This window comes from Acinetobacter sp. C13 (genome assembly GCF_016809775.1).
In the GTDB taxonomy this organism is placed as follows: domain Bacteria; phylum Pseudomonadota; class Gammaproteobacteria; order Pseudomonadales; family Moraxellaceae; genus Acinetobacter; species Acinetobacter pittii.
Map to the genome: position 1 here is coordinate 722836 of NZ_JAFBJL010000001.1, position 20776 is coordinate 743611.

Consider the following 20776-nt stretch of genomic DNA (forward strand, 5'->3'; position numbering starts at 1 on the left):
TTGATCATTGTTTTTTGATGGTTTTGAGTGTGTGATTTTTGGGAAAAATTGAAAATACGTTATTTTGCGTATATGTGCGTATTCGAGAAAATCGCCATGATAATTGACTTTTGGCATAAGGATTGCTGGGTTTAATGCAGCCACATGCCAAACATGAGTGTTATGCCAGATTCTTCACGCCCCCAACAAGCGCCACAACGTGTGATTAAAACACGCCGTGAATATAATATTTGGGTGGCAGATGAAAGTATCGAAGATTATGCGCTCCGCTACGCACCCACCTCAGTACGAAAATGGTCGCCTTGGACCGTTACCAATACCGCGATCTCGACAGTCAGCTTTTTGGCGATGGAAGCCATTGGGGCGACCATGCTTTGGCAGTATGGTTTTAGCAATGCAGTATGGGCAGCAATTGTCGTATGTACCATCATATTTTTGACCAGTTGGCCGATTAGTTACTACGCTGCAAAATATAATGTAGACGTCGATTTGCTTACTCGTGGTGCAGGTTTTGGCTACATTGGCTCCACCATTACATCTCTAATTTATGCCAGCTTTACCTTTATTTTGCTTGCGTTTGAAGCTGCAATTATGGCGATGGCACTTGAGCTGGCTTTAGGCATTCCGCAAGTTATTGGTTACTTAATTTCGGCATTAGTGATTTTGCCTTTAGTGGTCAAAGGCATTGGTTTTATTAACAAAGTTCAGGCAGTCACTCAGCCAATCTGGCTCTTATTGCTGTTATTACCGTGGTTTTTTGTACTTTGGAAACAACCACAAATTTTAAGTAGTAGTCTGCATTTTGTTGGGGCAGTTTCAAACTCGACCGATTTTAATCTGTATTACTTTGGTGCGGCGTGCACTCTTATTTTTTCATTTGTGATCCAAATTGGTGAGCAAGCCGACTATTTACGTTTCTTACCGCAAAAAGAGAAGAATAGAACTGCATGGCGTTTTGCCGTTTTTTTAGGTGGTCCATCTTGGATTATTTTTGGATTTTTAAAAGTTTTGATGGGCATGCTGCTGATGGTGTTGGCTTTTCAGCTGTTTATTCCTGTCTCTGAACTAGACAATCCGACATATTTGTATTGGGTCGCCTATCAACAGTTTATTCCAAATCCTCAGCTTGCTTTAATATTGACTCTAGCACTGGTTTGCTTGGCGCAAATTAAAATTAATATGACCAATGCCTACGCTGGCTCATTGGCATGGTCCAACTTTTTTGCGCGCTTAACTCATAGCCATCCGGGACGAATTGTCTGGCTTCTTTTTAACGTTTTTATTGCTATTGTTTTGATGGAAATGGGCATTAGCCATGCGGTTGAACGCATTTTGGGACTATATAGCAATATCGCTTTGGCATGGATTGGCGCGGTTGTTGCCGATTTAATTATCTGTAAACCTTTAGGTTTAAGCCCAAAGGGAATTGAATTTCGCCGTGCTTATTTATATGACATTAACCCCGTAGGTGTGGGTGCTTTACTCATCGCTTCAGTGTTATCGATGCTGAGTTACTTGGGCTTTTTCGGACTCATGGCGAAAGGTTTGGCGAGTTTTATTGCTTTGGGGAGTGCGGTTTTATGCGTTCCTATCATTGCTTACCTAACTAAAGGCAAATATTACATTGCACGCCAACCTGAAAAAATTCAGGCGACTTCGGTTGCTAACTGTGTCGTGTGTGAACGGGACTATGAACTTGCCGATATGGCGGGTTGCCCAGCCTATAACGGTATGATTTGCTCTCTATGCTGTTCACTTGAAGCACGCTGTCACGATTTATGTAAACCCGATGCACGTTGGTCAGTACAGCTCAAAAAAGCCATCTGGCACTATTTACCAGAACGCTGGGCGAGCCGTTTAAATAGTCGAGTCAGTTTATATTTATTACTGACTTTAGGGCTGTCGATTGTTCTGGCAGTGAGTTTAAGTCTGGTTTATATCCAAGAAAAAACCTATTTAGAAACCATTAATGCGGCAGCCGTTCCTCAGCTATTTACGCTGTTTGTCAAAATTTATACCATTTTATTTCTATTGATGAGTGTTGCTGCTTGGTGGCTCGTATTAAACGATGAAAGCCGTCGTAATGCTGAAATCGAAACACACCAGCAAACAGCATTATTGATTGATGAAATTGCTGCCCATGAAGTCACTTCAAAAGACTTACAAGACGCCAGAATTTCAGCAGAACGGGCAAATGATGCAAAAAGCCGTTATGTCATTGGTATTAGCCACGAATTAAGAACACCCCTAAATAGTATTTTGGGCTATAGCCAATTGCTTCAAAAACAAGAGCAGCTCTCAGAACAAGGCAAAATGGCGCTCGGCGTGATTAGCCGTAGTGGGCAGCATTTAACTTCACTGATTGATGGTTTACTAGATTTAGCGCGAATTGAAACAGGCAAGATTTCTTTAAATGTAGTGGACGTTCATTTCCCAAATTTTATTGAACAAATTATTCAAATGTTTCAGCCACAGTTTGAACAGAAGAATTTACAGTTTGTTTATGAAATTGGAGAAAACCTACCGCACTATGTTCGTACCGACAAAAAACGCTTAGAGCAAGTGCTGATCAATTTGCTGGGCAATGCTTTAAAGTTTACAATGAGCGGCACAATTACTTTAAAAGTTGAGTACCGTTTTCAAACGGCTTATTTTGAAATTAGAGATACGGGCTGTGGTATTGCCGAGGCAGATTTAGAGCGAATCTTTAATCCGTTTGAACGGGGTAGCAATGTAGTGCAAGGCGGATTTACCGGAACAGGACTCGGATTACCCATTGTAAAATTGTTGGTCGATTTACTCGGCGGCCAACTATCTGTGACTAGTCAGCTCAATCAGGGTTCACAATTTAAGATTAAGTTTTACTTACCTTCAAAAGAAGTGGTTCATCCAATTTCTAATATTTACTCTAACCAGATTACGGGCTATCAAGGCGAACGAAAACGAATTTTGGTTGTCGATAATGAAGCGGTGGATCGAGGCTTAGTTGCTAATTTTCTCAAGCCTTTGGGATTTATGATTGAAGAAGCCGAGTCGGGCATTGACTGTTTAAGACGAGTACCTATTTTTCAGCCGAACCTGATTTTGATGGATTTAAATATGCCTTTGATGGGCGGGTGGGAAACAGCACGATTATTGCGGCAGAATAATATTACCAATGTGCCGATCTTAATTATTTCGGCCAATGCAGGTGAGCGTGAAGTCAATCCACAAGATGCGGTCTTAAGTGAAGACTTTATGTTAAAACCAATCGACCTCAATTTGTTGCTGAGTAAAATTGGAGACAAGTTAGGCTTGGTGTGGATTGATTCCAAATCAGAGACACTCCTTGAAAATAATGAAGTTCAAACACTCGATCTAAGTACATATAAGCAAGAGCAAGCTGCTGTTCATACACCAATTCAACAACCAGAAAATAATGATCTGCTTGATTTACAGCAAAGCTTGCAGCAATTAAATGATTTAATTGGACAGGGCTACATTCGTGGAATTCAACAGACTTTAACGCAATGTCGTCAAAATTTTCCGGAGCATAACGAGTTATGGGAACAGCTTGAACAGGCTATTCAAAAGTTTGATTTAAAACACGCCCAACGATTAATTCAGGATAAGCAATGAGTACGCAACATGTTTCTTTTCAGCAAGCTTCACCAAATGAGCAAGCTGTTATTCTGATTGTGGATGATGTGCCAGAAAATTTAGGCTTGCTACATGAAAGTCTAGATCAGGCAGGTTATCGCGTGCTTGTCACAACCGATGGGTTAAGTGCCATTGAAATAGCACACCGATGCTTACCAGATATGATTTTGCTTGATGGCAATATGCCACATATGGATGGTTTTGAAAGTTGTATACAACTTAAAGCGAGTCCAATTACACAGTTTATTCCCGTCATTTTTATGACAGGCTTGTCGGAAACAGAGCATATAGTGCGAGGTTTTCAGGTCGGTGGGGTGGACTATGTAACCAAGCCTTTGAATATTGAAGAAGTACTAGCAAGGGTAAGAACACATTTGGCACATGCCAAACTATTGCAGCAACAAAAACAAGTGATTGATGCGACGGAAACAGCCATTCTTGCGCTAGATGTTCAAGGTAAAATTGTTTGGAAAACCCAAAAAGCCAGTGATTTACTGAATCAATATTTACCTGAATTAGAGGGCTTTGAAGCAGGCTTAAAAGCTTGGTTTTCAGACTTAGAGCATGAAAAAGACCCCAAAAAATTAACCAGCTGTTCTTATTCGACACTATCTCAGCAATTACAGCTTTTATTGCTTACGCCGTGGCAAACTGAACCAAGTGTGGCAAAAAATTATCTGATACAGATTAAGACTTCTACGCCAGCTTTGGAAATGGCTGATATTTTAAAATATTGCCCGCAGTTGACTCAACGTGAGGCAGAAGTCATGCACTGGTTATTGCTAGGAAAAACCAATAAAGATATTGCAGAAATTTTGGAGCTTAGCCCACGGACAGTGAACAAGCATTTAGAGCATATTTTTGAAAAACTTTGCGTTGAAAATCGAACCGCTGCGGTGGCGCATATTAATAGCTTGGTGCAAGAGTTTCACTAATTTAATTGACGATTGTATTTAAAAAGCATACAGACTCACTGCTAAAAATAGTCTATTTTTTTACACTTAAATTTGTTCTTATAGATAAAGATATATAAAGTCATTTTTAAATAAATACGATTTGTAATATGAGGAATTCATTGTGAATATTCAACAAAAAGATGATGCAAAACACGGCAGCTTTAGCTTACTTGATGGTGAAACCGTTGCGGGTGAAATGACTTATACATGGGCAGGCGAAGGCATGCTGATTATTGACGCTACAGATGTAAATGAAAATTATCGGGGACAAGGCGTAGGTCGCCAATTACTTGATGCTTTGGTAGCTTTTGTTCGTGAAAAAGACGTAAAAGTAATTCCGCTTTGCCCATATGCTAAATCGGTTTTTGATAAAGACCCAAGCATTGGTGATGTACTTAGAAAGTAAAAAATTAATTGAAAACCATTTAAGAAAAATCGGGCCTTGGTGTCCGATTTTTTATTCATCTTTGTTTTAGTGAATATGTTTTGAGCAGTTGTATTCAACTGATTTGAAGGTTTTCGATTGCTAAATCGAATTTATCAAACTTATAGAAAAGCTTATCTAATAAAAATAGTTTTAGACCAATTGGGAAAAAAATAAACTTCTTACACAAATATTTAATGGCTGACGAAAGCTAAATATTTATAACGTTTTAATATTATTTTTTGGAATTTTCCTTGAACTGGCAGTATATCCATAGTGTGTTGCCGCAATTTTTCTCTGCAACTTTGACCACGCTGAAAATTTCAATTATCAGCATTATTTTGGCAATTATTGTAGGGCTGATTTGCAGCATTTTAATCACATATCGCGTGCGGGTGCTAAATAGAATTGCCCAGTTCTATATTGAGTTATCTCGAAATACCCCTTTATTAATTCAACTGTTCTTTTTGTATTACGGTTTGCCAAAACTCGGTATAAAAATCGATGGTTTCGCTTGTGGTGTGATCGGATTGACCTTTTTAGGCGGAAGCTATATGGCTGAAGCTTTCCGAGCAGGTTTGCAGTCTGTTGCTAAAGGGCAGATTGACTCAGCAAAAAGTATTGGTCTACAACCGATTCAAATTTTTAGATATGTCATTTTTCCTCAAGCACTGGCTATTTCAATTCCGGCAATAGGGGCAAATTGCCTATTTCTAATTAAAGAAAGTTCTGTGGTCAGTGCGATTGCTGTCGTTGAGCTGCTTTTTGTCACCAAAGACTTAATTGGCATGGACTATAAAACCACCGAAGCTTTGTTCTTACTCATCATGGCTTATCTGATTATTTTATTGCCCGTGTCTATTTTAACCAGCTATCTGGAGCACAGCAGTCGGAAGGTGAGCCATGGAACTTGATTATCTATTTCAAGCGAGTCACCTCGAACGTTTAATGTGGGGACTTTGGGCAACTGCAAAAATTGCATTTATTTCAGTGTTTTTCTCTGCAATTTTCGGCACAGTTTTCGGCGTCATTATGACTTCTAAAAACATAGTCGTTAAATCGCTGTGCCGCCTGTATCTAGAAGCCATTCGAATCATTCCAATTTTAGTTTTGCTGTTCGTGTTTTATTTCGGCTTTGCGACATGGTTTAACTGGCAGTTTTCAGCAATGTGGGTGTGTGTTGTTGTGTTTGTTTTATGGGGTACGGCAGAAATGGGCGATTTGGTTCGTGCTGCCATTACTTCAATTGACCAGCATCAACGCGATTCGGCCTATGCGCTCGGACTTACCCACGTTCAAGCTTTGATCTACGTCATTTTTCCGCAAAGTCTAAAACGAGTAACACCAGGCGCGATTAATTTATTTACCCGAATGGTGAAAACCAGCTCTTTGGCAGTGCTTATTGGTGTGGTTGAGGTCATTAAAGTTGGCCAGCAAATTATTGAAAACTCGCTGTTGACCGTGCCGAGCGCTTCTCTTTGGATTTATGGCTTTATTTTTATTTTGTATTTTCTGATTTGCTATCCCTTATCTCGTTTGGCGGCACATTTAGAAAAGGTTTGGGAGTAATTATGCCTTTGTTATCGATACAACATTTACAGAAATCATTTGCACAAAGTCATATTTTACAAGGCATTGATCTGGATGTAGAACAAGGAGAAGTGGTTGTTATTTTAGGTCCATCGGGCTGTGGGAAAAGTACCTTATTGCGCTGTATTAACGGCTTAGAACCGATTCAGGGTGGTGAAATTCGTTTAACTGGCTCAGGTGTACTCGGTAAAGATGTGGACTGGACTAACGCTCGTCAAAAAATTGGCATGGTTTTTCAGAACTATGAGTTATTTGGGCATATGAATGTCATTGACAACATTTTGCTTGGGCCACTTAAAGTACAAAAACGCCACCGTGATGAAGCAGAACAAGTAGCAGATGAATTGCTAAAGCGAGTGGGATTGTTTGAGCGAAAACTCGATTATCCACGCCAACTTTCTGGCGGACAAAAACAGCGTATTGCCATTGTTCGTTCACTGGTCATGCAACCTAAAGTCATTTTGCTTGATGAAATTACCGCTGCGCTTGATCCGGAAATGGTCAGAGAAGTGCTTGATGTAGTCCTTAAATTGGCGAATGAAGGAATGACTATGCTGATTGTGACACATGAGATGTCCTTTGCGCGCAAGGTTGCTGACCGCATTATTTTTATGGATAAGGGCAAGATTATTGAACAGGCTTCACCAGAAGAATTTTTTGAACAGCCGAAAACAGAACGAGCGAAAGCTTTCTTAAATATTTTGTCGTACTAAATTTTTATTATTTGAATCATGAGGAAGTAAATGTTTAAACATAATTCAATAAAAATATTAAGCAGTATTGCCGTTGCTGGGGTGTTGTTAACTGCATGTAGTAAAACGCCATCAACTGAACAGGCAAGCAATACTCAAGAAGACCATTCTTTAGAGCAAGTCAAAAAAAATGGGGTTCTACGAGTTGCCGTTTTTGCTGATGATCCGCCATTTGGTTTTGTAGATAGTGCGGGTAATAATCAGGGCTTTGATGTGGCTTTAGCAAAACGGGTGACTAAAGACTTGCTCGGTGATGAAAAGAAAGTTGAGTTTATTGTGACTGAAGCCTCAAATCGGGTGGAGTTTTTAAAATCAAACCGTGCCGATGTAGTGTTCGCGACATTTACGGTAACGCCAGAACGTAAGGAAGTTGTCGATTTTGCCGAGCCTTATTTAAAAGGTGCTTTTGGTATAGTCTCGCCTAAAGCCAAGCCGATTACTGACATTGCCCAATTAGAAGGTAAAACCTTAATTGTAAACAAAGGCACAAGTTCAGATACGTACTTTACCAAGCATTATCCAAAAGTGAATTTACTCAAGTTCGAAAGAAATTCGGATGCTTTTAAAGCCTTAACCGACGGTCGTGGTGACGCGATTTCACAAGATAGTACCTATGCTTTGGCATGGGCCGCGAAGAACCCAAGTTATGTGGCAGGTATTCAGTCTATTGGTGATCAAGAGTTTATTGCACCAGCAGTTAAAAAGGGTAATACCCAATTATTGAATTGGCTCAATACTGAAATTAAGCAGCTCAGAACAAGTGGTGAAATTAATAAAATTTATGATGAAACCTTGAAACCAATTTACGGTGACTCGGTCAATCCGAATGTGTTCTTAGATGTAGGCCAATAATTTTCGATATCGCTGAGGCAGTGTTTAGAAATAGGCACTGCTATTTTAAATAAGACTTTTACAAGAACGATAGGGTGAAATAATGACAACATTAACATTTCAAAACGTGAAGCATATTTTAGCTGCGTCTTTACTGAGTTTAGGTTTAGTTGCATGTGACAAAGGAACTCAGTCTACTGAAAAAACGGCAGATACTACACAAACTGTGTCGAGTATTGAACAGATCAAAAAGAATGGTGTGGTACGAATTGGCGTATTTAGTGATAAACCGCCGTTTGGATATTTAGATGCTCAAGGTAAAAATCAAGGTTTTGATGTAGAAATTGCTAAGCATGTTGCGAAAGATCTGCTGGGTGATGAAAACAAAGTTGAGTTTGTTTTAACTGAAGCGGCTAACCGTGTCGAATATTTAAAAGCCAATAAAGTAGATATTATTTTTGCCAACTTTACCATTACACCAGAACGTAAAGAAGTGGTCGATTTTGCTAAGCCTTATTTAAAAGTGGCACTAGGTGTGGTTTCTCCAAAAAGTCATCCGATTACTGATGTGGCTCAACTTAAAGATAAAACTTTATTGGTAAACAAAGGTACAACGGCTGATTCATTCTTCACCAAGACTCATCCTGAGATTAAATTACAAAAATATGAGCAAAACACTGAAACTTTTGATGCTTTAAAAGATGGACGTGGTGCTGCGCTTGCCCATGATAACTTGCTGGTTTTAGCTTGGGCTAAAGAAAATCCAAATTACACTGTTGGCATTACTAATTTAGGTGAGCAGGACTTAATTGCACCAGCAGTGAAAAAAGGTGATAAAGAGTTGCTGGACTGGTTGAATCAAGATTTAGAGAAATTGGCAAAAGAAGGTGTGATTCATCAAGCTTATGAAAAAACCTTAAAACCAGTCTATGGCGATACGATTAATCCAAAAGATTTATTGGTTGAATAATCGTGCTAATAACCTCTAAAGATTAGAACTCTAGATAGTATTTACTCGAGCTAAGAGCCGTCTAAATTTTTAAAGTCGGCTCTGCTGCTAATTTATCAGCCAAATATTGAATCAACACACTCAATTTAGGTGGGACATGCCGCGTCGGTGGGTAAAGTAACCACAGCCCACCACTATAATAGGTCTTAAAATACCAGTCGGGTAAAACCTGAACTAAGGTACCTTGTTGTAGAGCATGGCGTGCAACGAAGTACGGCAAGCTCGCAATACCTAAATGCTGTAATGCAGCACTCAAACGCACACCCGTATGGTTTACAGCATAACGCCCACGCACAGCCACACTGATCGATTTATTTCCTTGTTGAAATTTCCATTTTGAGTCACTGGCTTGTTCACCTAAGTAAATACATTCATGCTGCTTTAAATCATGCGGATGGTTTGGTGTGCCATGCTTGGCCAAATATTCAGGCGTAGCACAAACCAAGTGATCAATATCAATCAGCTTTCGACCCATAAGGCCACCCGGTGGTTGCTCTGTAATTCGAAGTGCTAGATCAACTCCATCATCAATGAGATCTACATAGCGATCCTCTAAAAGCATTTGTATATCAATTTTCGGGTAGCGTTCTAAAAACTCGGGTAAATGTGGGTGAATCATAAAATGCCCCACGGCTTTGGGAACACTCATTCGAATAATACCTTCTGGCTCGACATGGAATTGGCCGGAACTTTCCATGACTGCTTGTGCAGCATTCACCATATCTAAACAACGTTGATAGACCTGTTGTCCACTTTCACTTAAACGAAGTTTCCGTGTAGTTCGATAGAGTAAGCGGGTGCCTAAAGCACGTTCTAAACGGGCGATCGCGCGGCTAACAGCAGAAGGTGTGGTGCCAAGCTGGCGGGCAGTTTCAGAAAAGCTTTCCGACTCGACAACCTTAACGAAAGTCGCCATTTCATTTAACAGAACCAGACTTTGATTTGTGCTCATGAGGCAAAAGTTATTTGGATTTTGATTGGATTATCGCGTCTAAAAAATCGCAATACAATCTTTTCTGTGATTTTCAGGAAACTAAATTGTTATGTGGCAGTTGTATGGACATGAGTTTTTAACGTTAGCTCTTATTCACTTTATGGCGGTGATTTTACCGGGACCAGATTTTGTGATTACAGTAAGGCAAAGTGTACGTTATGGCTATTTAATTGGATGTCTGACCGCAATTGGTATTGGTGTCGGGATTTCAGTGCATGTGTTTTATACACTTGTTGGTATTGGTTTTTTGATTCAACAAAGTGAATGGCTCATGTCACTGATCAGAACAGCAGGGGCAGCTTATTTGATTTATTTAGGATGGCAGTGTTTACGTAGCCAGCCGAATACAAATCTTGAGATCAATAATCAAACTGATAGTGATGCTCCAAGTTTGTTTAAAGCGTTTACAATGGGTTTTCTCACTAATGCATTGAACCCGAAAGCCACTATCTTTTTTCTGGCAATTTTTACGACGATTGTAAGTACGACCACACCAATGAAAGTTCAGGTTTTTTATGGTGTGTGGATGTGTATGGTCAATGCCATCTGGTTTATGGTGGTGAGTGTACTGTTTGCACAGCCTATCGTACGTAAAAGATTTTTGGAGTTTGGGGTTTATTTTGAGCGGGTGATGGGAGTTTTATTAATTGGGATTGCATTGAGATTGATTTGGGGATTGTTTGTTTAAGTTGGTTGTATTTATAAGTGGATGGGGTAGCACGACGGAGTCTTACCGTTTATACGTCATAATAAAGTAGATAATTCTGTTACTTTTTTGGAAAAAGTAACCAAAAAACTTTGTCATCTACAGAACCTGTTCACTGTTTTTCATCTATCAGGAAATGTTGCAAAAACATTATTTTTATAAATTATGGGCAGGCTGTAGATGACTCTTAGCACGAGCCGAAGGCTAATTCAGAAATCGAATTTAAAATAACAAGACTCCGCAGTGATAACTACTTTGAGTTGTCCGAACTATTGATGACTCTTAATTCGAGCTAAAATCATCTGCAACCTGCGTGGTATTAAATAGTTTATGTTTCTGCGATATATCGATTAGATATAAGAAGAGGACAGGTTTTGTAGATGAAAATGCTTTTGCTTACTTTGGGCGAAACCAAAGTAAGTCTAGCCGAAGGCTAATCTAGAAATCGAATTTAAGATAATAAGACTCCGCCGTAAGATAGCTACTTTGACTTGTTACTTCATATATGACTTTAGAGATAAAGTAGCTTCAATAAAGAATCCATAAAAAAAGACCGCTCGAAAGCAGTCTTTTCTACAAATAGATTTAATTGCTACGCCTATTACGTGTCAGTTGATGTAACACCGACACCAATAAATCAATTTCTTCCGTCGTATTATAAAAAGCCAAAGACGGACGCACGGTTTGTTCCACACCAAAACGGCGTAAAATTGGCTGTGCACAATGGTGGCCAGAACGTACGGCAATACCATGTTGATTTAAAGCTTTACCAACTTGTTCGGTTGAATAGCCTTGTAAAGTAAAGGACATAACACTGGCTTTGTGATGTGCGGTTCCGATCAGGCGTAAACCTGACACACTACTCAGCGCATTTTGACCATATTCGAGTAGATCATGTTCATAGCGAGCAATGTTATGAATACCTAGACTTTCAACATATTCAAGTGCAGCACCTAAGCCGACAGCATCGGCAATGTTCCCAGTTCCAGCTTCAAACTTGTTTGGTGCAGGTTGGTAAACTACTTGTTCGAAGGTAACATCCTGAATCATGTTACCGCCACCTTCCCAAACAGGCATGCTTTCTAGCAACTCGGGTTTTGCATAGACCGCGCCAATGCCTGTCGGCCCAAACACTTTATGTCCAGAAAACACAAAAAAGTCTGTATCAAGAGCTTGTACATTAGTAGGGATGTGCGAAACAGATTGCGCGCCGTCAACTAAAACACGTACACCTTTGGCATGCGCAATTTTAATGACTTCAGCAACAGGTGTGACTGTTCCTAAAGCATTCGAAACTTGAGTAATCGACAGCAGTTTAGTGCGTTCATTAATCAGTTTTGGTAACTCTTCTAAAATAATCTGACCTGTGTCATCCACAGGAATGACTCTTAATTTCGCTCCAGTTTTTTTAGTGAGTTGATACCAAGGCACAATATTGGCATGGTGTTCTAAGTGAGAAACGATAATTTCATCACCTTCACCAATATTTTGCTCACCCCATGTTTTTGCAATCAGGTTAATGCCTTCGGTTGTTCCTCGAACAAAGATAATTTCTTTAGAAGAGGGTGCACCAATAAATCGGGCAACTACATTTCTTGCATGCTCATAGGCATCGGTTGCACGAGCCGCTAACTCATGTGCAGCGCGGTGAATATTTGAGTTTTCATGCTGATAAAAATAAGCAATCCGATCAATCACGCGCTGCGGTTTTTGTGTAGTGGCAGCATTATCCAACCAAACTAGAGGGCGGCCATTGACGCGTTCCTGTAAAATTGGGAAGTCGCGACGTATAGCATGCACATCGAGTGGTTGAGCACTACTTGCTACAAAAGTGGGTTGCGATGGTTGATAGTGACTATAACTTTGTCCACTTTGAGGCAAGTCTAAAAAATAAAATGCAGAGCTTGCCGAACTTTGGGGAGGTGTGTTCGCTGCAAAACGATCTTCCGTCAGCAATGATTTCAGCTGATCACCATGTGGTAATTGAAATGACTGTGCAACCGAATAATTATCGTCAACACCTTTAACAGATGGTTCTGTTGCATTGTGGGCAGAAAAATCATTTAAAAAATAATAAGGTGTTTCACCTGCACCAGTGGGTAAGCTGGGTTCAATGCGTGGCACGTTGGGTTCACTATGAGCAGCTTGTGGCAAATGTGGTTCAAATGGTGGGCGTGGCAAATTAGCTCCACCAACCACAGGCGCAGACGCTACAATTCGGCGTTCAGGGTAGTCGGGCAAATTTGGAATATGCTCAGGATATTCCGGATCGAGACTTTTCTGAAAGGCGATATTGGGCGCACGACCACTGAGTGCAGAAAATGGTTCACCCGGTTGCGGTGGGTGAGGTGGCGCTCCGACAGGTAAGTCCAAGTTAAGGCCCGATGGAGAAGTCGAACTGCTTGAGCTTGGCACTGCTGAAAAAAACTCATTAGCAAGACGAGCAATAGTGGACTCATCAGGGAAGTTGGCTGGTGAGTTAACACCAGTCACTTCAGGCCCCGTTGGACTACCTTGCAGATTACTTGTAGTTAACTGGGTAGTCATGATATTTGTCCACCTCCACATCATCTAACACTGCCAAAGCATCGTCTGTTAATACTGCAAGTGAGCAATATAACGAGATTAGATACGACGCAATCGCGTTACGGTTGATTCCCATAAAGCGTACTGAAAGCCCCGGTGACTGTTCACCCGCAAGACCCGGTTGGAATAAACCAACAATCCCTTGACGCTTTTCACCAACACGAAGCAGCAAGATTTTAGTTTTGCCATCTTCTACAGGAATTTTATTTGATGGAATAAGTGGAATTCCGCGCCATGTAATGAATTGCGAACCGAACAGACTAACCGTTGGAGGCGGTACACCACGGCGTGTACATTCACGGCCAAATGCTGCAATCGCATCAGGGTGTGCTAGGAAAAATCCCGGTTCTTTCCAGACTTTACGTAGCAAATCATCAAGATCATCAGGAGTGGGTGGGCCATTTAAAGTCGAAATACGTTGGTCATCTGTCACACTTGCTAGTAAACCGTATTCAGGGTTATTGATAAGCTCGCTTTCTTGACGTTCTTTAATGGTTTCAATGGTTAAGCGAAGCTGTTCTTTAATTTGGTCATGTGGGCTGCTGTAAAGGTCGGCAACACGTGTATGCACATCTAAAACAGTAGAGACACCATTTAAAAAGTATTCGCGTGGCTCAGGGTCATAATCAACAAAAGTCTGAGGTAAAGTTGCTTCATCACGTTGTGTACAAGCCACCTGAATATCATCGGTATTATTGACACGGTTTAGGCGATAAATACCTGCTTCAACAGGAATCCATTGAAGTAAGTGAGTCAGCCAGCGGGGAGTAATTGTAGAAAGCTGGGGAGCTGTTTTAGTTGCATTGGCCAGTTGACGGGCCGCATGGTCCCCAAGTGCAAGTTGGGCTTTGTCTGTATTTTTCGCCATGAATCATTTTTCCTTATTACATTGGCTTTTTGAAAATAAAAATTCTAGGATGTATATAAACTAGAATTAGTTCTGGTTTTAAAATTAAAATCGCGTTATAAATTTTTTAAATACTGAGCTTATTAATGAGTTATCTATTTTCTAAATAAAAATATATTTAAACTAGAAATAAGCATTTTATTAATCTGCACGTTCTTTGTTTATTTATCTCCTTATCTATTTATTTCACATCTATAGTTTTTAACCAGCAATATGATTTTTTTGATAAGACTCATTCGGTGATTGTAAAATCTGGCTACCTGCAGCAACACTATGGGTTAGCCAAACATTCCCCCCAATAATTGACCCTCGGCCAATGGTAATACGGCCTAAAATAGTGGCACCTGCATAGATCACGACCTCATCTTCAACAATCGGATGGCGTATATAGTCTTTTTTCAAACCACCATCATCATTGGTTTCAAAGCGTTTTGCTCCAAGGGTCACGGCCTGATAAATACGAACGCGTTCCCCAATCACACAAGTCTCACCAATCACCACACCCGTACCATGATCAATGAAAAATCCTTTACCGATTTGTGCACCCGGATGAATATCAATACCCGTAGCAGAGTGAGCCAACTCGGAAATAATGCGAGACAATAAAGGCACTTGAGCATAGAGCTGATGCGCAATTCGGTGATAAATAATCGCAAATATGCCCGGATAGCAGAGCAGTACTTCATCCACACTATGCGCCGCTGGATCACCTTCATAAGCCGCTCGCACATCGCCGTCTAAAAGGCGCCGTATAGAGGGCAAAGTGTTGGCAAAATCCTGCACAATAGTTTGAGCAAGTTCTTGTGGCTGCTGTACTGTGCTTGAATGGCCCAAATGACGTTTTGCTTCATAATTCAAAGCCAGTTGTACTTGAGCATGTAAGGCTGTCAGCACCCGATTTAAAGTATAGGCAATATAAGAATCTTCAGTTTCCTGACGTAAGTCGGCAGGGCCTAAACGCATTGGAAATAAAATCCCGCACAGGTCATCTAAAATGGCCTTTAAATCTTCTTTAGATGGAAGTTCACGGCCCCCAAATTCTTTGGTCCTGTGTTGCTGCTGACGCCAGTCATGCCTTGCTTGTTGTAAACCTCGTACAACCGCATTAATGTTCCATTGAGTCACAAGCTTTCCTTGATTCACTGAAAATTGATTGAAGTATTAGTCTTGTTGCCAAGGAAGTTGGTGGATGCGCCAGCCATTTTTCTGATTACGCTGTTGCTGTTCATTTAGATCACCTTCAAAGCCTTCAAGAACGTTATAAATGTGTTCAAAACCTGCATTAAATGCGGCTTCGGCAGCTTGTGCTGAACGGTTGCCACTACGGCATAACAAAAGAATGGTTTTGTCTTTACCAACTTTTGATTCAAGTTCTTTTAAAAAGCGTGGATTACGGTTAAATGATGTGCCTGTTGCCCATGCAACATGGATACTTTCAGGGACATAACCCACAAATTTGCGTTCTTCATTGGTACGCACATCAACTAAAACAGCTTCTCCTTGTTGTACGAGTTGCCATGCATCAACAGGTGATAAACTGCCACTAAAATTTAGTTCATGTTCTTGTGCATATTGCTGTGCTTTAGCAAGAATATCTTCGGCTGAAAAGGATGTATTTGAACCATTTGAGATAAAACTTTGTGGAGTTTCAGTATTTAATTTAGCGTTCATTGAATATATCCTTATCTTTGATTCAGATTGTTAAGGTTCAATTTACGCGGTTTTAAATATAAGCAAAAATAAGGAATATCTATTTATATATATTATTTTGATAAATAAGAGTGGTGAATATTTTATATAAATTAGTATTAGTTAATTTTATAAAGTTATTAAAATAAAATAGATTTAAGAAATTTTATTATTTAGTAAAAAACCGTACAGATTAAAATAATCCGCACGGTTTTTAAAATTAAGCAAATCCACCATTTACACGAATGATTTGAGAATTTACCCAGCCCCCATCTGGACCAGCCAGCATGGCCACTACGCCAGCAATTTCGTCAGGTGTCCCGATTCGTTCCAATGGAGCAAGTTTTGCAATAGCCGCTACTTGCTCGTCAGTTTTTCCATTGTAAAAAAGGTCAGTGCCTGTCGGGCCGGGTGCAACGGCGTTTACAGTGATATTGCGTCCACGTAACTCATTTGCTAACACATGTACCAAACCTTCGACACCTGCTTTTGAAGCAATATAGGGGCCATATGTCGGAAAAGATTTGGCAATTACACTGGTTGAAAGCGCAATAATCCGACCACCATCTGGCACTGTTTCGGCCGCATGTGCCAATATTAAAAACGCGCCACGTAAATTGGTATGAATCACTTTGTCGAAATCTGGCAGGCTTTCAGGTGTAATTTTTGCCATAGGCATAATACCGGCACTATGAACTACCACATCTAACCGACCGTTAATGGCCTTTGCTTCTTGAAACAAACGGCTCACCTCATGTTCATTTGCAACGTCCGCTTGAATAGCTGAGGCTTGACCACCTTGCTCAATAATATGTTCTGCAGTGGCTTGGGCATGCGCTTTATTGCCAGCATAGTTAACAATCACATAAAAACCATCTTGAGCTAAGCGTTCTGCAATAGCACGGCCAATACCACGTGATGCGCCAGTAACCAGAGCTGTTTTTCTTGAAATATTCATTTTTAGATTGCCTGTTTGAGTAAGTATGGCTTATTTTAATAATATAGAAATATGGGATAAATCATCAGAATTGGATAAGATAATTCCGTATATATTAATAATGGATAGGGTTAAAAGATATCACCATGGACAAATTTGATACCTTGCAACTTTTTACCCGTATCGTAGAGCTGGGTAGTTTTAGTCAGGCAGCCGATCAGCTAAATATCCCACGTGCTACAGCAAGTAATGCCATTAAGGAGTTAGAGAATAACTTACAGTGCCGTTTGCTAGAACGGACGACTCGGCATGTAAGACCATCACTAGATGGACAGGCATTTTATGAACGCTGCACACAAATATTATCGGAACTTGATGATGCCGAATCATCTTTACGCAATGTAATTGCTCAGCCCCGTGGTTTATTACGTGTCGATTTATCAGGCGCACATGCAACTAAAATTGTTTTACCCAATATCGATCAATTTCACGAGTTATACCCCGACATTGAACTGGTAATCAGTACGGGGGATCGCTTGGTTGATCTGATCAGGGAAGGCATAGACTGCGTAGTGAGGGCGGGGCGTTTAGATGATTCCACTTTAATTGCCAGACATTTGGTCGATATGCCACAAGTCATTTGTGCAAGTCCTGACTATTTAAATAAACATGGAACGCCAGAGCAACCAGAAGATTTGTTATCACATTATTGTGTTAATTTCTTCTCGACATCAGGCGGGCGAAATTATCCATTTGAATTAATGGTGAATGGTAAAAAACAAGATTATTTTTTGAAAAGCTGGATCGCGGTAAATGACGCTGAAAACTATGTATTATCTGCCTTACAAGGGGCTGGCTTAATTCAAGTACCGCACTACCATGTGGCAAATGAATTAAAAAATGAGCGACTGGTTGAGGTTTTATCTGAATGGGAAAGCCCGAAGATGTCAGTTTCTGCACTATATCCGCAGCATCGGCAGCTCTCGCCGCGCGTACGAGTTTTTGTCGCTTGGCTGAGTGAGTTATACACGGGCTATTTTGCCAACTTTGAATACCCGCAAAAATGAAATATCTTGCGGGTAAGTCAAAAACTAAATGATATTTTTAAGACTGATTCTGCAATTTATCTTGAGTCTTGGTCTCAAAATCACTCGCATCATGGCGTTCATGCAACTGCGTAGCTAACTCACCAAAAGTACGATTGACCATACGGCCACGTTGTACCGCAGGGCGCGCTAAAATCGCATCTGCCCAACGTTGAACATTTTTATATTGATCGACACCTAAAAACTCCGCGCCGTTATACACCCAGTTTTTAACAAGACCGCCATACCAAGGGAACGCTGCAATATCAGCAATGCTATATTCAGAACCAGCCAAATATTCGTTTTTTGCCAGATGCTGGTCTAATACATCAAGTAAGCGTTTTGTTTCCATTGCAAAGCGGTTAATCGCATATTCAATTTTAACAGGGGCATAAGCATAAAAATGTCCAAAACCACCACCTAAGTAAGGTGCACTGCCCATTTGCCAGAATAACCAATTGAGGCATTCAGTACGTGCAGCAATATCAGTTGGAATAAACGCTTTAAACTTTTCAGCCAAGTAAAGCAAAATTGAGCCAGACTCAAATACTCTTAATGGCGGGTTTTGGCTATGGTCAACCAATGCTGGAATTTTAGAGTTGGGATTAATTTCTACAAAGCCACTACCAAATTGCTGTCCTTCACCGATTTTAATCAGCCATGCATCATATTCAGCATTTTTATGTCCTAACGCTAAAAGCTCTTCTAGCAAAATAGTGACTTTTTGACCATTAGGCGTTGCTAAAGAATAGAGCTGGAGCGGATGTTTCCCTACTGGAAGTGTATGCTCGTAACGCGCATCTGAGGTAGGTTGGTTTAAATCGGTTTTCTCTCCAGTCCATTGCCAAACTTGTGGAGGAATATAGTTTGAATCGCTCATTTTTTATCTCATGTTTGGTGTAAATATAAGGGTTTAGTTATGTCGTAAGGCAAGCCATTTTTGTACGCTCGGACGTTGCCATTGCTGTAATGCATAGGTTTTTAAACGCTGTGGTACAGCATCACCATTTTGAATAAGGCGTTGCAACATCAGGGCAAGTTCAGCATCCACAATACTCCATGAACCAAAAAGAAATTCAGCATCAGACGCAAGAAGTTTTTCTGCAACAAAGAAAAGTTTCTCGGCTGCTTTTTTGCCTTCTTCTGAAAGTGGAGTGGACTTGGGCTGAATAAAAATAACATCGGTTGGACGCTCAGTTCTTAGTGCCACTAAGTCCGATCTGAGCCATGCCTGAATTTGTCGTGCTCTTGCCCGTGCTTGAATATCTTTTGGAAAAATAGCTGTGTCTGGATAAAGTTCTTCTAAATATTCCAAAATGGCAGAAGATTCTGATAAGGCAAAATCGTTATGCTCAAGTACAGGCACTTTAGCTGTTAATGACTTTTCTACAAAAGATGTTTCAAACTGGCCTTGCTGAGCTAAGTCGATGGTTGCTATTTCAAATGGAATTTGTTTTTCGTGTAGTCCTACAAAAACTGTAAATGCATAGGGACTTAGAAATTGTGAATCTGTATACAGCTTAAAATGCTCGTTATTCATTGTTATTGTCCGTGTGATAAACAGATGGGTCTAGTCTAAGTGAGCTAAGCCAAGATTGGGTAGCTTTTTTGTGGAAAAGCTTTATCGGTTTTTGAACTAAGCTATTTCAGTGGTCAACGTTAGGGTTTAATGTGCTGAAAATGTTGACGAACAATGCTAAGCCAAGCTTGTACTGCTGGTGAAACAGGAAGATTCTTTTTCCAAGCCATGACTAAGTGCCACTGAATATTTGGTTTTTCGAGTGGCACTGCTGCAAATAAAGTCGGGTCAAGCATGTCGGTATAATATTGAGGGAGAAGCGCAATTCCCATACGTTGTAACACCATGTCTGCCAAGAGGTGCCATTGGCTGGTACGGCAAGCAATGGTTGGGTAAAAACCATGCTGCTTACAAGCATCGAGAATAATACTGTTTAAAGAGAAATTTTCAGGAAACATTAAAAATGATTGGTGTTGTAGCTCTTCTAGATTTATTTTTTTGCGGGTTGCCCAAGTTGCATCACGACGTAAAAGCACCATTAAAGGGTAGTTACATAATTCGATGCTATTAAAAGTTTGTTTATCAAAAGGCTGCAATAAAACACCAACGTCTAGCTCGTTATTGAGTAAAGCCTGTTCAATACCGCGTGAACCCACTTCCATAAAAGCTAATTCAATATCTGGCCATTGACGATGAAAGTCAAATAGGGCAGTCGTTAGGAGCTGGGAACCTAAAGGTGGAACGCCAAGTTTTAAAGTACCTGTTTTTAATTGTTGATAGTTTTCTATCTCAAGAAAGATGTTTTGCTCTGCCTGAAGAAGCTCGACCGCATGTTGATAGATACGTTCTCCAATTTCGGTTAATTCAATTTGTCTTTTTCGTCCATGATCGGGTTTAACCAAAAGCTGTACCTGAAGCTGCTCTTCGAGTTGTTGTAATATTTTACTAATGGTGGGCTGAGTCAGATATAACTCTTCAGCAGTACGGGTAAAACTTTTAGTTTTAACCAGAGTAACAAAGCACTGTAATGATTTTAGAGAAAGCATAATAAAGAATAGATTATTCCATTTTGAAATAATATTAACATGAATAATTCATATTTAGCAGGTTTAACCAAGCTAGCATAATAGTGTAGTTAACCATTTAATTTCG

Annotated in this window: 20 protein-coding genes and 1 pseudogene; 11 read left to right on the plus strand and 10 right to left on the minus strand. The window is 40.2% G+C overall.

The features are described from left to right. Positions 1 to 153: 153 nt before the first annotated feature. The 3 genes from JGE69_RS03530 (at position 154) to JGE69_RS03540 (ending at position 5001) form a co-directional block, all read left to right on the plus strand. On the plus strand, positions 154 to 3618 hold the full coding sequence (locus JGE69_RS03530; protein ID WP_199113219.1) for an ATP-binding protein: 3465 nt from the start codon (positions 154 to 156) through the stop codon (positions 3616 to 3618). Beyond that, a complete protein-coding gene (locus tag JGE69_RS03535) occupies positions 3615 to 4574 on the plus strand; it encodes a response regulator transcription factor (RefSeq protein ID WP_068929598.1) in 960 nt (319 codons plus the stop codon). Before JGE69_RS03530 ends, JGE69_RS03535 begins: the two co-directional genes overlap by 4 nt. 142 nt (positions 4575 to 4716) lie before the next feature. Then, on the plus strand, positions 4717 to 5001 hold the full coding sequence (locus JGE69_RS03540; RefSeq protein WP_005069864.1) for a GNAT family N-acetyltransferase: 285 nt from the start codon (positions 4717 to 4719) through the stop codon (positions 4999 to 5001). 94 nt (positions 5002 to 5095) lie between these two features. On the opposite strand, the gene JGE69_RS03545 is transcribed toward JGE69_RS03540, so the two are convergent. Beyond that, the gene (locus tag JGE69_RS03545) at positions 5096 to 5209 is read right to left on the minus strand and encodes a hypothetical protein (RefSeq protein WP_081313449.1); all 114 of its coding nucleotides are present in this window, start codon (positions 5207 to 5209) and stop codon (positions 5096 to 5098) included. Positions 5210 to 5273: 64 nt separating this feature from the next. Here JGE69_RS03545 and JGE69_RS03550 point away from each other — a divergent pair, with 64 nt between their 5' ends. The 5 genes from JGE69_RS03550 (at position 5274) to JGE69_RS03570 (ending at position 9162) form a co-directional block, all read left to right on the plus strand. Continuing rightward, positions 5274 to 5933, plus strand: coding sequence for an amino acid ABC transporter permease (locus JGE69_RS03550; RefSeq protein WP_199112320.1), 660 nt, complete (start codon positions 5274 to 5276; stop codon positions 5931 to 5933). Beyond that, entirely contained in the window at positions 5923 to 6588 is a 666-nt protein-coding gene (locus JGE69_RS03555; RefSeq protein WP_000418072.1) for an amino acid ABC transporter permease, read from the plus strand. The genes JGE69_RS03550 and JGE69_RS03555 overlap by 11 nt, the downstream gene beginning before the upstream one ends. Positions 6589 to 6590: 2 nt before the next feature. Continuing rightward, positions 6591 to 7322: an amino acid ABC transporter ATP-binding protein gene (locus JGE69_RS03560; RefSeq protein ID WP_199112322.1), complete on the plus strand. Its 732-nt coding sequence runs from the start codon at positions 6591 to 6593 to the stop codon at positions 7320 to 7322. 30 nt (positions 7323 to 7352) lie between these two features. Further along, complete coding sequence (locus JGE69_RS03565; RefSeq protein ID WP_199112323.1) at positions 7353 to 8213, plus strand: transporter substrate-binding domain-containing protein; 861 nt, start codon at positions 7353 to 7355, stop codon at positions 8211 to 8213. An 82-nt stretch (positions 8214 to 8295) separates the two neighbouring features. Next, positions 8296 to 9162 carry a cysteine ABC transporter substrate-binding protein gene (locus JGE69_RS03570; protein ID WP_057051659.1) on the plus strand — a complete coding sequence of 289 codons (867 nt, stop codon included), beginning with the start codon at positions 8296 to 8298 and terminating at the stop codon, positions 9160 to 9162. 61 nt (positions 9163 to 9223) lie between these two features. Here JGE69_RS03570 and JGE69_RS03575 read toward each other — a convergent pair whose 3' ends face one another. Next, a complete protein-coding gene (locus JGE69_RS03575) occupies positions 9224 to 10153 on the minus strand; it encodes a LysR family transcriptional regulator (RefSeq protein WP_199112324.1) in 930 nt (309 codons plus the stop codon). A 91-nt stretch (positions 10154 to 10244) separates the two neighbouring features. Here JGE69_RS03575 and JGE69_RS03580 point away from each other — a divergent pair, with 91 nt between their 5' ends. Together JGE69_RS03580 and JGE69_RS03585 are read left to right on the plus strand one after the other, a co-directional pair. Then, positions 10245 to 10883, plus strand: coding sequence for a LysE family translocator (locus JGE69_RS03580; protein WP_199112325.1), 639 nt, complete (start codon positions 10245 to 10247; stop codon positions 10881 to 10883). 87 nt (positions 10884 to 10970) lie between these two features. Then, positions 10971 to 11092: pseudogene (locus JGE69_RS03585) on the plus strand (hypothetical protein). Positions 11093 to 11486: 394 nt separating this feature from the next. On the opposite strand, the gene JGE69_RS03590 reads toward JGE69_RS03585, so the two are convergent. From JGE69_RS03590 to JGE69_RS03610, 5 genes are all read right to left on the minus strand, one after another. Continuing rightward, the gene (locus tag JGE69_RS03590; RefSeq protein ID WP_199112326.1) at positions 11487 to 13448 is read right to left on the minus strand and encodes a family 2A encapsulin nanocompartment cargo protein cysteine desulfurase; all 1962 of its coding nucleotides are present in this window, start codon (positions 13446 to 13448) and stop codon (positions 11487 to 11489) included. Then, on the minus strand, positions 13423 to 14355 hold the full coding sequence (locus tag JGE69_RS03595) for a family 2A encapsulin nanocompartment shell protein (RefSeq protein WP_001107594.1): 933 nt from the start codon (positions 14353 to 14355) through the stop codon (positions 13423 to 13425). The genes JGE69_RS03590 and JGE69_RS03595 overlap by 26 nt, the downstream gene beginning before the upstream one ends. Positions 14356 to 14595: 240 nt before the next feature. Further along, a complete protein-coding gene (gene epsC / locus JGE69_RS03600) occupies positions 14596 to 15537 on the minus strand; it encodes a serine O-acetyltransferase EpsC (RefSeq protein ID WP_199112327.1) in 942 nt (313 codons plus the stop codon). Positions 15538 to 15555: 18 nt separating this feature from the next. After that, complete coding sequence (locus JGE69_RS03605) at positions 15556 to 16065, minus strand: rhodanese-like domain-containing protein (RefSeq protein WP_000992243.1); 510 nt, start codon at positions 16063 to 16065, stop codon at positions 15556 to 15558. Positions 16066 to 16303: 238 nt separating this feature from the next. Then, positions 16304 to 17041 (minus strand): SDR family oxidoreductase, encoded by a 738-nt coding sequence (locus JGE69_RS03610; RefSeq protein ID WP_199112328.1) that lies wholly within the window; start codon positions 17039 to 17041, stop codon positions 16304 to 16306. Between the two features lie 125 nt (positions 17042 to 17166). Between JGE69_RS03610 and JGE69_RS03615 the strand changes: the two genes are divergently transcribed. Further along, complete coding sequence (locus JGE69_RS03615; RefSeq protein ID WP_000357063.1) at positions 17167 to 18087, plus strand: LysR family transcriptional regulator; 921 nt, start codon at positions 17167 to 17169, stop codon at positions 18085 to 18087. Positions 18088 to 18124: 37 nt separating this feature from the next. Here the strand turns inward: JGE69_RS03615 and yghU are convergent, their stop codons facing one another. From yghU to JGE69_RS03630, 3 genes are all read right to left on the minus strand, one after another. After that, positions 18125 to 18985: a glutathione-dependent disulfide-bond oxidoreductase gene (yghU, locus tag JGE69_RS03620; RefSeq protein WP_199112330.1), complete on the minus strand. Its 861-nt coding sequence runs from the start codon at positions 18983 to 18985 to the stop codon at positions 18125 to 18127. Positions 18986 to 19018: 33 nt separating this feature from the next. Continuing rightward, entirely contained in the window at positions 19019 to 19645 is a 627-nt protein-coding gene (yfcF, locus tag JGE69_RS03625) for a glutathione transferase (protein WP_001058344.1), read from the minus strand. 119 nt (positions 19646 to 19764) lie between these two features. Then, on the minus strand, positions 19765 to 20670 hold the full coding sequence (locus tag JGE69_RS03630) for a LysR family transcriptional regulator (RefSeq protein WP_000949922.1): 906 nt from the start codon (positions 20668 to 20670) through the stop codon (positions 19765 to 19767). Between the last annotated feature and the right edge of the window lie 106 nt (positions 20671 to 20776).